We start from the raw sequence: 13,488 nt of genomic DNA on the forward strand, positions 1-13,488 counted from the left end.
GGGTGAAACTTTTCATTGAAAATGGATCTATTCTAAACACTGGCGCTAGTCTCCTAACTAGTGCCCGCGTAATGAGGAGCGTAAATTCAGCTCCTATTACCTATTAGTTATTACTTATTACCTAAAAACGAGGTCGGGAGACCTCTAAAGTATTTGGGCACAAATGACGCTATCGCTTAACATTTGCGCCAGAGGAGGAACGTAAATTCAGCAACTCCTAGTTCCTAACTCCTAACTAAATCTCACTTTTATTCCCTATTAGTTATTACATAAAAAAACGAGCGTTACCCAATACGTTATTGTCACTAACCACGTTTTTCATTTTTAACTTTTCATTTTTAATTTAAAACGAGCGTAAAATTTGAAACATTCCCCGCCTTATCAATCACCTTTAATTCAAACTTTCCTTTCAAAACAGCTTTATCATCTTGTAGTCTTGTTTGAAGGTAATCTTTCTTTGCATCGTATTCTAGCAGGATAAATTCTCCATTAAGGGTTGCTGAATAGGAGGCAATACCCGATTCATCATCAGATATTTTGAAGCGGAGTTGATTGTGCTTCCATTTTTTTAGAGGGATGATTTTTGGTGGAGTGGTTTCAGGGAAGATGCCAAATGTTCCCCAACGGTTGGTTTTAAAAGTGATGGTATTTCCATTCCAAGTGCCACCTACAAATTCCCATTCACCTTTACGGTCTTTTTTGTAGACAAAGTTTTTTGGTTGAACGAGTGTTGAATCCTTCACTTTGTAATTGATGATCACCGAATGATGCATAGGTTGGTATTTCTGTCCTATGATAATTTCGTTATTTATCTTTTCAATATTGAGGTATAAACTATCAAAAAGAGTTTCTTTGTCGAATTCGAATGATAGCTCATCATCGTAATAAATAAAATGTTTACCCGATGGGATGAGGTGTTTCAAGTAAGTTTCTTTTTTGGTGTTATTGATGGAATAGGAAGCCGGAATTCCATGTCGAAGATCCCATAAATACACGTTTTGAGTGCCTGTTGTATAGTTTAAAGGGAGAGGTTGACTATACAAAGGGAAATTGAGATATAACGTATCTGTTGATGTGTCACTACTTGAGATCATCAAAATATTTTCTTTTACTTTGATGACATCATTCACTGCTTTCGTTTTTCGAATTGGTGTTGTTGTCTTGCCTTTGATGTGAAAACCTACAGTTGTTTTGTTTTGGAAACTATCCCATAATTCAATTCTTATCTGATGGTCTTCTCCATTATTGATATTTAAGAAGCCATCTAATTTTGGATTAGGGTAAATAGGTAAATGATTGGCGTCCCAACGATATAAACGTTGGTACCTTTTTCTTTCTTTTGAGAAGGCTTCAAAGTCTGTGAAAGTATTGATGTTGGCACTTAGATCAAAAGGAATACGATCGATTAAGTGATGATACACCAAACGATCGTTATCAAATACTTTGATGACGTTAATGCCGTATTTATTATAGGTGCCATCGGCTCTATCATAAGTATCGATTTCAATACCTACTTTACCTTGAGCATAAAATGGAGAGGTTACTTTGTATGTTCCTCTTTGACCTGATACATTTTTCTTTTGAGTTTCAAAAGTTCCATTAACTCTACTATCGATCTCAAGTGGTTTTAAACGTATAGCTCTAACAATAGGGGGGATGTTGTCAACTACTTCTGAGAAACCGAAGTCTACAGGATTTAAAGGTCGCTCTTCTTTATCTCTAATTTCGAAATGAAGGTGTGGTGCTGAAGAAGATCCACTGTTTCCTCCATAACCTATGATGTCTCCTTTCTTAAAAACAAATTGATCTTTTGGAAGGTTTTCAAGGTTTATCTCAAAAGACTTTTTCTTGTATTGTTGGTCGACGATATATTGTTCTAGCTCATCATTAAATCTTTGTTGATGGGCATAAACAGTTGTTTCCCCGTTGGGATGTATCATGTATAGTACTCTACCGTACCCAAAAGACGATACTTTCATTCTACTAATGTACCCATCGGCTGCAGCATGAATGGGCCATCCTTCTACTCCTCCAGTTTTAATGTCTAAACCTCCATGAAAGTGTGTCGTTCGCAATTCTCCCATAGAACCTGCAAAATAGTTTCTTGCTCCTGGTTTAATGGGAAACAGGTAGCTGTTATCACTGTCTTCAGAAGTGGTTTGTGCTGAAAGCTGAAAAAATGATGTTAGGGATAGTATAAGAATGAATACGTTTTTCATGAGTAGGGAAGGGACTATAGTGTAATTAAGAATTGGAAATTACAGACATGCGAATATAAAAAAAACCGATACCTTTTCGGGTATCGGTTAATTATATTTTTCAGATGTGATTATCCTAACTTGAATGAGATTGGTAATACCATTCTTTGTTTTACTGGACGACCACGTTGCTTACCAGGCTTCCATTTAGGAGCTTTTTTCAAGACATTGATAGCTGCTTCATCACAACCTGCACCAATACCTCTAACTACCTTAATGTCAGTAAGTGTACCGTCTTTGTCTACAACGAATTGAACATATACTTTACCTTCTACACCCATACGCTTAGCTTGAGAAGGGTATTTCATGTTCTTACCTACCCACTTGTAGAATTTACCCATACCACCAGGGAAACCTGCCGGGTCCTCTACAATTTCGAAAATTTCTTCAACTGCCTCTTCTTCTTCTTCCACTTCCTCTACTTCAGGAGCTTCTTCGATTACAGCTTCGTCGTCGAATTCTTCAGGTAAATCGATTTCAATTTCGTCTTCGATTTCTTCCTCATCTGGTACTTGTACAATTTGAGGAACGGTTACTTTTGGTGGTGGAGGTGGTTGTTGTTGAGTCACAGGAATGTCTACCATTTCCTCATCGTCAAAATCGAGTGAACCTAAATCCATTAATTGTTGCTCTTCATACGAAGGGAATTCCAACGCTACAAGTACAACAAGCATAGAGAAAGAAATACCGATCATACCGAATAGCCAAGAATATTTCGATATATCTACATCGTTATATTTCTTAACTAAAATTCTTTTTTCTTCACCTGTTTTCTTTCCTGCAATAATATCAGTTCCCACCTTATTCATAATAAAACGGAATAACTGAATTAGAACTAGGAAAGATACCACCAATATGATGATAACTGGTATAATGCCTAATTTTCCTAAGATACTTATCATCTGAATACGAATTTAATGCTGCGAATAATCCAAATCTAATTATTATTCATCGCCCGAAAATACAACTAGATATTTTTATTTACAAAAAAGTAATTGCAAAGGAGCGTTAAAATATCTTATTGACTATTTTGAGGTCAAAACATTTGATCAACAAATTACGAATGTCACAGTTTCTAAAGTTTAAATTTAACTGTTTTAACAAATAATTGTACTATAAATGCATGATATAGGTGAAGATTACATTTTTTCGATCTTCCTAAAAAAATCATGAAGATTTTTGAAATCTTTTTCTGTGTGTGCTGGGAAGTTGGCAATTCGAAAAGTATTGTGTTTCCAAGTCCCATATCCATTCCCTAAAGTAATTCCGTTTTTCTTCGCTTCTTGTTTTATCAAATGCACTTTTTCTTCCGAGGACTTAATACCTAAAACAGTGGGTGAACGTAAACGTGTTGTAGGCACAATAAAATCATAGCCGAGCTTTTGCATCAACTTTATCAATCGTTCCATCCTGTTTTTTAATTCGTTTTCTACTTTTCGAATATGAGGACGTTGTTGAAGTACCTTATTTAATAAATAGATACCTAATATATTAGGTGTATGCGTTGTTTGATGTTTTTGTTGGTTCTTATATATAGAGTATAAGTTATTATAATGCTTGTCTTCTTGATTTAAATTAGAAAGTGCTTTAGGAGAACAAACCATAATAGCTAGGCCAGAAGGTAAGCCAAAACATTTTTGTACACTTGCATACCATAAGTCAGCAGAAAGCCAATCCATATTTATACCCGACATACTACTTGTGGCATCAATAAATATGAGAGGTTTAGAATATCTTTTTCTTATTTTCTGCAATGTTTTAGAATGAATGAAGGTAGTATTCGATGTCTCACAAGATGTCAAACACAATACATCGGCAGATTTTGCCTCCATTGCATCTAAATGATGCAAACTAATAGATCTATGTATAGGGTATTTATATTTCTCTACTTTCTTATTGGTATTGTAATTGGCCCATTTTTCTCCAAATGCACCATTATATATATGTATAAATTTTTTTCCTCGAAAAGACTGATCCGTTATTTCCCAACATTCAGTAGCACTTGATGTGAAAAATACCTCATAATTTTTAGGAATCTCTAATTTATCTTTCACAGTAGCAATGGTGGTTTGCATCAATTGCATGAACTCATCACTTCTATGATTACATGAAAGAATACCTTCTTCAAAGGCGTCCTGCATATATTTATCTATATTGTTTTCTATCTTACTTGGACCGGGATAAAATGAAATCATTTTTTATTTTTTTTCTCAAAGGTAGTATAATTAAAAACAACTTTATTTAGTTTTGAAGAGACAGAAATCTAAACTTTTCTATTTTTTGACTGTTAACACCTAAAATTTATACTTATATATATAGGTGACGATATAACCTACTTAATACTATGACCGAAAGTCAACAACTAATAAAAAGCGAAAATAAACGCCAACTTCTTTTCATATTTCTATGTGGAATTTTTATATCCAATGCCATTGTAGCAGAAATTATTGGCAGTAAGATTTTTTCACTAGAATCATTTATAGGGGTACAACCTGCTCAGATCGAATTTTTTGGTGATCTAATTTTAGATTTTAATTTATCGGCGGGAGTAGTATTATGGCCTGTAGTTTTTATTACTACTGATATTATCAATGAGTATTTTGGTAAAAAAGGAGTAAAGGTAGCTTCGTTTTTAACAGCGGGGTTAATTAGTTATGTGTTTTTCGCTATCTTTTTTGTGACAGAATTACCACCAGCTCAATTTTGGTTAGATATTAATAGTAAGGATACCACTGGAGCCCCTTTAAATATTGATGAATCCTTTAATATCATATTCATCCAAGGTTTAGGAATTATCATTGGATCATTAGTGGCCTTTCTAATAGGTCAGTTTATAGATGCCCATACATTTCAGATTATTCGTAGGTGGACAGGAAATAAAAGAATTTGGCTTAGAGCCACAGCTTCTACCTTAATATCTCAATTAATCGATTCTTTTGTGGTTTTATTCATCGCATTCTATGTTTTTGGTAATTGGCCTATCGATCAGGTAATCGCCATCGGCATTATCAATTACATTTATAAATTTGTCATAGCCGTTTTTCTCACGCCCTTATTGTATATAGCACATTATATCATAGATGCCTATTTAGGTAAGGAATTTGCTAGAGATACAGCAAATAATGCTGCTAAAACTAATCTTTTTGCGGATGATCATGTATAACAGATCAATACATGTTTTTTATTCTAAATGATTAGCCATTAAACTAAATGAAATGACCATGATTTATAATGTTAATTTCCAAGGGTTATATGATGTATCTGATGGAGATGAAGAATTTTTACTTTCTGTGTTATTAGTGATAGAAAAAAATCTATCAGAATTTCCTAAACAACTACAAGAGCTTTTGAATGATAACCAGATAATATCATTTACTAAGAAAGCCCATAAATTAAAATCAAGTACTGCTTACTTAGGGCATCACGAATTAGAAGGTTTACTCTTGATAATGGAAGATGGAAAAGATCTTTCTAAAGAAGTACTGCAGGGGCATTTAAACGAATTTAACTCTATAGTTGAAATAGTTTTAGGCGATGTTCAAGCAAAAATTGAAGAATTAGGCTAATCTTTGGTTTTGTTTTCATATTTCTGATGAACAATAAGATAACTTTCACGTTCTTTGTAAACTAATCCTTTCGGATAAATACTGCCGTGTTGGCAGCATGTGTTACATTCTTAATTATAAGATGAAAAAGAATACACCTAATAAAGGGAAGAAAAATTTAAGCCCTTTTAAAAAGTTTATCAAAAATAAGCCTCAAAAAGAGGAGTTTAGATCTGAACGTTCATCCACTTTCAAAAAGAAAGGACCTAGAAAGAACGAAGAGAAAGAAAAACAAAAGAAGGAACATAAGCTGAAAACTACAGTTTATAGTCCATTTGAAAAAGGGGTTGAAAAACCTACTTATAATATCAAGAACGTTATTTCTGTTGCCAAGAAACTTAAAGAAGACGAAGAAGTTGAAGTAAAGCAAAAATCGGCTTCAACACGTTTAAATAAGTATATTTCTAACGCAGGGGTTTGTTCAAGAAGAGAAGCAGACCAGTTAATTGCTGAAGGTAAAATCAAGATCAATGGTAAAGTAGTGACTGAAATGGGCTACAAAGTACAGCCAAAAGATCGTGTTGAATACGAAGGCAAATTACTGAAGAAAGAAAAATATGTTTACGTATTACTCAATAAGCCAAAAGGGTTTATCACTACAACTAAAGACCCTCAGGAAAGAAAAACAGTAATGCAATTGGTAAAAAATGCCTGTGATGAAAGAATCTATCCTGTAGGACGATTGGATAGAAATACGACAGGTCTATTGTTATTTACCAACGATGGAGAATTTGCTACTAAAGTGGCTCACCCATCGAGTAACACTCAGAAAATCTACAGAGTAGAGTTAAACAAACCTTTTGATGAAAAACACGAGGAACGTTTAAGAGATCCTAAGTTCGAATTAGAAGACGGACCAATTTTCTTAGATGGTTTATCGGTAAACGATGATAATCGTACTGAAATTGGCATCGAGCTTCATTCGGGTAAAAATAGAATTGTAAGAAGAATCTTTGAGCATTTCGGATATCAAGTAGATGTGTTGGATAGAACGGTATTAGCCGGTTTAACCAAAAAAGATCTTCCGAGAGGAAAGTGGAGATATCTTTCCGAAGATGAAATGATTCAATTGAAATATTTATCTGGGTTAAAGAAGACAAAGTCTAAGCCTAAAGGTAGATCAAGAAAATAAAGCAAAGAGGATTACAGAAATGTAATCCTCTTTTTTTATTATTTATTAAGATTGAGTACATTTACAATGTTTTTTATAAGGAAAACAATCTATATCTGATAAAATTGTAATAAATAGATAGAAAAATTAAAAGTAAACAATTATTAACTTAAACTAATTTACTTTTCCCAACGCTAAACAAAATCCTTCGTTGTAAATATTTATATACAAGTTTACATATAGATTAAGAATCAAAAACTAGATAACAAAAGTCATGTATAGAAAGAAAGGTGTTTTCTGGTGACATTTTTTGTTCATCGTTATAAAAAGATGATCTTCCTTATTAATACATGAGTAATTATAATGTTGTAAATCAAATAATTAGAATAAGATTAATGGGTTTGTAATTGTAGAAATTCACACCCGAGATGATGAAAATAATAGTTTTATATAAATAACAATTTTCCATTTTGATGATCTAAATCTCATTTTTTTTTCAATTATTATATTATTCTTGCATATAGAAATCGAATCGGAATTTATATTCTCATAATTTTTAAAATCTCAGATTTATTATGGCTAAAGAAGCTACAAAAGTTACTCCTTTGAGTGCGCTAGAAGTGGTGAAGAAGCATTTGGGAAAACCTTACGAGGATCTCGAATTTTTGCTTAAGTGTCTTCATGAAGTACTTATGGATAGTGGAGAAGAGGAAATGGCTAACGCTATTCCTTGGATTAACGAAACTGCACATGAGTTAAAGAAGTTTGATGTTAAGTATATGCAACTTTACTCCATCGTATTCCAATTATTGAATATGGTAGAAGTAAACGGAGCTGTACAATCTAGACGTAAAAAAGAAGATAGCCAAGGACTTTCAAGCGTTACCGGATTGTGGGGTGAGAGATTAAAAGCATTAAAAGAGAAAGGATACACTCAAGAGCAAATTGCTAAAGTTTTACCTTCAGTTAAAGTTGAGCCAGTTTTAACAGCTCACCCAACGGAGGCAAAAAGATCAACTGTACTTGAGCACCATAGAACTTTATACTTATTATTAGTGCAAAGAGAGAACACAATGTTCACGGAAATTGAGCAACGTTCTATTAACGCACAAATTAAATTAATATTAGATACTCTTTGGAGAACTGGTGAAATCTATATCGAGAAGCCAGATCTTGCTTCAGAGAGAAGAAACGCTATTCACTATTTAACAAACGTATTCCCTGAGGTATTACCTATCTTAGATCAACGTTTCCAACAAGCTTGGGGTGAAGCAGGTTTCGATAAAGACTTAATTCACCAAGTAGCTCAAAGACCTCGTGTATCTTTTGGTAACTGGGTAGGTGGCGATAGAGATGGTCACCCAGGTGTTACTAACGAAGTGACTGAGGAGACATTAAGCATCTTACGTTTGAATGCATTCGTATTGATCCGTCGTTCTTTATTCAGCTTAGTGAAAAAATTATCTATTGCATGTGATTTAGATCAAGCACCAGAACCACTTCGTAATCGTATCTTCGAGATGGCGAAAGAATTGGGTCAGTCTGGTAAAGATGCATTAGAAAGAAACGTAGGTGAGGCATTTAGACAATTTGTTAACCTTTGTCTTGCTAAACTTCCTGTTGAAGTAAAAAGAGAGCACGCGGTTGAATTATCAGAAAGCGAGTTCAGATATACTTATGCTTCAGAATTAAAGGCAGATCTTCAATTACTTCAAGACTCATTAGAGGCATTTGGAGCGAAGAGAATGTCTTACACTTACTTAAATGAGTCGTTAAGAGTATTAGATACTTTCGGTTTCCACTTAGCGAGATTGGACGTTCGTCAAAACTCTACTTTCCACGACAATGCAATTGCTCAATTGCTTAACGCATCTTCGTTGGACGGTGATTCATTCTTAACTTGGTCGGAAGAGAAACGTTTGGCATTCATGAACAATGAATTGTTATCAAACAGACCGTTTACTCATCCATCGACTAAGCTTCCTAAAGAAGCAGATGCTGTTACTTCTGTTTACAGAGTATTAGCTAACTATATTGATAACTTCGGAACTGACGGTATTGGTGCATTAATCGTATCAATGACTCGTTCGGTATCTGACCTTGTAGCTGTTTACTTATTGGCTAGAGAGGCAGGTTTGATGGAGCAAACTCCAGAAGGTTTAGTTTGTAAGCTTCCTGTAGTTCCATTATTCGAAACTATCGAAGACTTAGAAATTAGCCCGCAAGTAATGCAAAACTTCTTGGATCACCCGATTACGCGTAGATCTTTAGAATATCAAAGAAAACTTGCTGGTAAAGAAAAGCCAGAACAAATGGTGATGGTAGGTTACTCAGATTCTAACAAAGATGGTGGTATCCTAGCGTCTCAATGGTCACTTCACTTTGCTGAATCAAGATTGTATGAAGTGGGTGATAACAGAGGTATTGATATCAACTACTTCCACGGTAAAGGTGGTACAATTTCTCGTGGTGCTGGTCCTGCTCACTGGTTTATCCAAGCATTACCTCACGGTGGTGTAAACGGTAACATGCGTTTGACTGAGCAAGGTGAGACAATTGAGCAAAAGTACGCGAACAAAATGAACGCTTCATACAACATGGAGTTATTAATGGCGGGTACTATGGCCAATACAGTTACTGACCGTATGGGTAAGAAATACTCTCACCCAATGGAGAAAGTAATTTCTTGGTTAGCTTCTGAGTCAAGAAACTTCTATGTTGATTTATTAGAAGATCCTAAGTTCATCAAATTCTATGGTGAAGCAACTCCAATTGATGCGATCGAGTCATCAAGAATTGGTTCACGTCCAGCACGTAGAACAGGTACTAGAACGTTAGCCGATCTAAGAGCAATTCCTTGGGTATTCTCATGGAGCCAAGCTCGTTTCAATATGACGTCTTGGTACGGTGTAGGTTACACATTGGAGAAACTTTCAAAAGAGCGTCCTGAGGACTTCGCTGAATTGAAAGAAATGATCAACCACGATCCTCTAATCCGTTACGTATTCACTAACATCGATACATCATTAGAAGCAACTGATGAGAAGATCATGAAAGAATACGCTGCGATGGTAACTGACAAAGATGTGAAGGATGATATCCTTACTAAAATGTTAGAAGAGTTGGCAAGAACTAGAAAAATGATGGATACATTGCTTAAGACTTCATTCGCTGAAAGAAGAAGCAACCATTACTACTCTAGTCACTTGAGAGCTGAAGCGTTGAATCCACTTCACAAAACTCAGATCAAGTTGTTGAAAAAATGGCGTAAGATGAAAGCGGACGATAAATGTTCTCCAGAAGATGTGGAGGCAGTATTGTTCCAATTGCTTACTTCAATTAACGCGATTGCAGGTGCACTTAGAGCTACGGGTTAATACCATAGTCCTATTGCAATTAAAATATATAATCCTTGTCGGCTTGCCGGCAAGGATTTTTTTGTATTTCATATGGGGATTCGACTATGAATTAGTAACTTCAATAAATCAAGACCCAGAAATAAAAACTATTCATGAAGTTACTTTTAATTACCCTGCTACTATTATTATCTATTCTTTCTACAACTAAGGCACAATATTCAGAAACCCTAGTGACAGATCGACCCGGATTAACTTTCTCTCCGAATACTTTGGGGAAGAAAGTACTTCAGGTGCAAACAGGTTTAAATACAACAAATAATAATCAGACATCACCAGATTTGGAAGTGCAGTCTTTTCTATCTACTTCATTTTTAAGGTATGGTCTATCTGATAAATTTGATATCGAGGCAATGATTGATTTTCGAAACGATCAAATTAATATCAATAATCAACAAGTAGATTCTTTGGATCTAAGTGGGGTATCAAATACTCAATTGGGTTTTAGATATAATTATACACAAAATGATGGTTGGGTGCCAGCAATTGGTTTTCAAGGAAGGCTAATGTTGAGAGCTGTATCCAAAGATTATGAACGACCAAATGTAGGAATGGTGTTTAATATCATGACTAGTAATCAAATCAACAATTGGTTGTCCTTCAATATGAATATTGGAGCAGTATTGCCAAGAAGGAATGAAGTGGATTACTCTCTACCATCAACCTTTAACTTTGGGATATCTATATCTGAAAAATGGGGGACATTTATTGAATTATTTGGTAACTTAAATGATTTCGAACCTGGCTTTGATACAGGGTTGTCTTATTACGTCAATAATAATTTGATGCTGGACCTTGGTGGAGGGTATACACCTACTGATAATATAGATACTTGGTTTGCAGAAATTGGGTTATCATACCGATATAGTTGGAGGAAAAACTAAACTAAAATGACAGAAAATATACAAGATATACAGCAAGCATTGGAGTCGTTTGTAGAAGAAAAAAAAGTAGTACAACTGCCTATATTCTTTAAAGCTTTTCCTGGAGGTTATGGAGAAGGCGATTTATTTATGGGCGTCTCCATGCCCAATATTAGAATTGTAGCCAAAGAAGCTTATCAAGAGTGTTCCATAGAAGAAATACAATACTTATTAAAGCACGATTATCATGAAATGAGAATGTGTGGTTTAATTATCATGCTACATCATTACACCAAAAAACTAATTCCTCAAGATGTCATAATTCAATGCTATTTGGATCATTTAGATTACGTAAATAATTGGGATTTGGTAGATACATCATGTTATAAGCTTTTAGGCAGATATATCTATGAAGGTAAAATGTCGAATAAAGTTTTGTACGAGTTAAGTGGAAGTGGACATCTATGGAGAATTAGAGTGGCCATAGTAGCAACAATGTACATGATTAAAAAAGATGATTATACAGATGCTTTTGCTCTTTGTGAAGAACATTTGTCACACGATCACGATTTGATCCATAAAGCAGTAGGATGGATGTTGAAAGAAATTGGAAAAAGGGATGAGGAGGCAGAGAGAGATTTTCTTGATAAGCATTATAAAAATATGTCTCGAACAACCCTTAGGTATGCTATAGAAAAAATGGACGAAAGAGTACGACAAATATATTTAAAGGGAGATGTCTAGAATATTAAAAACCAATACTTTAAATAATAGATAAAAAGATCCTTCTTCTGTACAATAAAACAATAAAAATGAGGTTATATTTATACAGCACAAAAACGTTATGAAATCTCTACTGTACATTTACTTTATCTTACTTACAGCAACTACTATTGTTCACGCCCAACATTCACCCGAAGAAATATCAAGGGAATATGTTGCTTATGCCTATGATCTTATAGATATCAAAGACTATGATCATGCGTTAATCAAAACAGATGAAATCATAGCTCTTCTTCCAAGGAGTACAGCAGAATTGCAGTATATCCGAGCGTTGGCACATCACTATTTAGATTTAGATAAGGAAGCTAAACAAGAAGTGGAGGATATGTTTAATTATCCAATGACGGATGAATTAAAACTACACGCAGATGAATTGATGGTGCTGATCAATCATGAAATTGATAAAAATAACAATCCTGAATTACATCATGATCATGTATATAACATGGCAGAAGTATCTGCAAGGTTTCCTGGTGGAATGGGGGAGTTTTATACTTGGTTTCACGGTGCCTTGCATAGTCATGGTATAGATCGAGAAGGTAAAGGACGTGTGTATGTATCTTTTATTGTGACTGTCTATGGGAAATTAGACGAAGTAAAGATTGTAAAAGGTGTGGATGATACGATCGATTTAAAAGTAGTAGAACTGTTATCAGAATGCCCGAAATGGATGTGTGCCATGCAAAATGGAAAGCCTGTTGAACAGAAATTAGTATTGCCGCTTAATTTAGAAACCCATCCGTATTAATTACCCTTCGTTATTTTATTTCGAATTCGACTCAAGCTAACAGGAGTAATTCCTAAGTAATTTGCTATATCTTGTAAAGGAATTCGATTGGATATAAAAGGCTTATCATTAAGTAGTTTTATATACCGTTCTTTCGCTTTAAAGTATCGCAAACTGTCAGCAAAGTAAGACCATTCCAAAGCCACCTTTTCGGCCAAACACCTTCCCCAATTCGCCCATTCAATATTTGTTTCATAGAGTGTTTTTAAAAATGGAATATCAGTGTAATAAAGCACGGCATTTTCATATAAGATAAATTCTTCATCAATAGAATATTCTTCACTGTATGAAGAAAATTTCATGCAAATATCCCCTTCATAACCTAAGCAAAGCAGCATTTCATTCCCCTCTTCATCATATGAAATATCTTTAAATGAACCTTGCACCAATACATATACTCTATCTTTTTCTTTTTGAGAAATGAAAAGCTTTTCTCCCTTCTTCTTTTCAATTCTTAAAAGCTGTTTCATCAATATATCTTTTCCTTCTTCTGACATTTTATAAACATCATCAATAGATCTTGATATAAAATCGATTTCTCTTAAATGTTGCTCATTTCTTATCATTTGTATAGTAGATTTTTTATTGCCAAAGTGATATTTGTATCTAAGTAAAAGGCTGACATTTACCATTTAGCCTTAGATTCTAACCTATCGAGCTTATAT

At 34.4% G+C, this 13,488-nt stretch carries 11 protein-coding genes; 7 read left to right on the forward strand and 4 right to left on the reverse strand.

Translation table 11 applies throughout. The features are described from left to right. Window positions 1–338: 338 nt before the first annotated feature. From KMW28_RS05675 to KMW28_RS05685, 3 genes are all read right to left on the reverse strand, one after another. Complete coding sequence (locus tag KMW28_RS05675) at window positions 339–2,219, reverse strand: M23 family metallopeptidase (RefSeq protein ID WP_169664227.1); 1,881 nt, start codon at window positions 2,217–2,219, stop codon at window positions 339–341. 110 nt (window positions 2,220–2,329) lie between these two features. Next, window positions 2,330–3,160, reverse strand: a complete 831-nt coding sequence (locus KMW28_RS05680; RefSeq protein WP_169664226.1) for an energy transducer TonB — start codon at window positions 3,158–3,160, stop codon at window positions 2,330–2,332. Between the two features lie 237 nt (window positions 3,161–3,397). Then, window positions 3,398–4,453, reverse strand: a complete 1,056-nt coding sequence (locus KMW28_RS05685) for an aminotransferase class V-fold PLP-dependent enzyme (protein WP_169664225.1) — start codon at window positions 4,451–4,453, stop codon at window positions 3,398–3,400. Between the two features lie 149 nt (window positions 4,454–4,602). Here KMW28_RS05685 and KMW28_RS05690 point away from each other — a divergent pair, with 149 nt between their 5' ends. The 7 genes from KMW28_RS05690 (at window position 4,603) to KMW28_RS05720 (ending at window position 12,784) form a co-directional block, all read left to right on the forward strand. After that, window positions 4,603–5,421 (forward strand): queuosine precursor transporter, encoded by an 819-nt coding sequence (locus tag KMW28_RS05690; protein WP_169664224.1) that lies wholly within the window; start codon window positions 4,603–4,605, stop codon window positions 5,419–5,421. A gap of 52 nt (window positions 5,422–5,473) precedes the next feature. Further along, complete coding sequence (locus KMW28_RS05695) at window positions 5,474–5,824, forward strand: hypothetical protein (protein ID WP_169664223.1); 351 nt, start codon at window positions 5,474–5,476, stop codon at window positions 5,822–5,824. 121 nt (window positions 5,825–5,945) lie between these two features. Next, window positions 5,946–6,995, forward strand: coding sequence for a pseudouridine synthase (locus KMW28_RS05700; RefSeq protein ID WP_183363908.1), 1,050 nt, complete (start codon window positions 5,946–5,948; stop codon window positions 6,993–6,995). A 554-nt stretch (window positions 6,996–7,549) separates the two neighbouring features. After that, complete coding sequence (locus KMW28_RS05705) at window positions 7,550–10,351, forward strand: phosphoenolpyruvate carboxylase (protein ID WP_240972734.1); 2,802 nt, start codon at window positions 7,550–7,552, stop codon at window positions 10,349–10,351. A 134-nt stretch (window positions 10,352–10,485) separates the two neighbouring features. Then, on the forward strand, window positions 10,486–11,274 hold the full coding sequence (locus tag KMW28_RS05710) for a transporter (RefSeq protein WP_169664221.1): 789 nt from the start codon (window positions 10,486–10,488) through the stop codon (window positions 11,272–11,274). Window positions 11,275–11,280: 6 nt separating this feature from the next. After that, the gene (locus KMW28_RS05715; protein ID WP_169664220.1) at window positions 11,281–11,997 is read left to right on the forward strand and encodes a DNA alkylation repair protein; all 717 of its coding nucleotides are present in this window, start codon (window positions 11,281–11,283) and stop codon (window positions 11,995–11,997) included. A 100-nt stretch (window positions 11,998–12,097) separates the two neighbouring features. Further along, window positions 12,098–12,784 carry an energy transducer TonB gene (locus KMW28_RS05720; RefSeq protein ID WP_169664219.1) on the forward strand — a complete coding sequence of 229 codons (687 nt, stop codon included), beginning with the start codon at window positions 12,098–12,100 and terminating at the stop codon, window positions 12,782–12,784. Here the strand turns inward: KMW28_RS05720 and KMW28_RS05725 are convergent. Next, window positions 12,781–13,389 carry a Crp/Fnr family transcriptional regulator gene (locus KMW28_RS05725; protein WP_169664218.1) on the reverse strand — a complete coding sequence of 203 codons (609 nt, stop codon included), beginning with the start codon at window positions 13,387–13,389 and terminating at the stop codon, window positions 12,781–12,783. The genes KMW28_RS05720 and KMW28_RS05725 overlap by 4 nt on opposite strands. Window positions 13,390–13,488: the final 99 nt, after the last annotated feature.

Source organism: Flammeovirga yaeyamensis, from assembly GCF_018736045.1.
GTDB lineage: Bacteria > Bacteroidota > Bacteroidia > Cytophagales > Flammeovirgaceae > Flammeovirga > Flammeovirga yaeyamensis.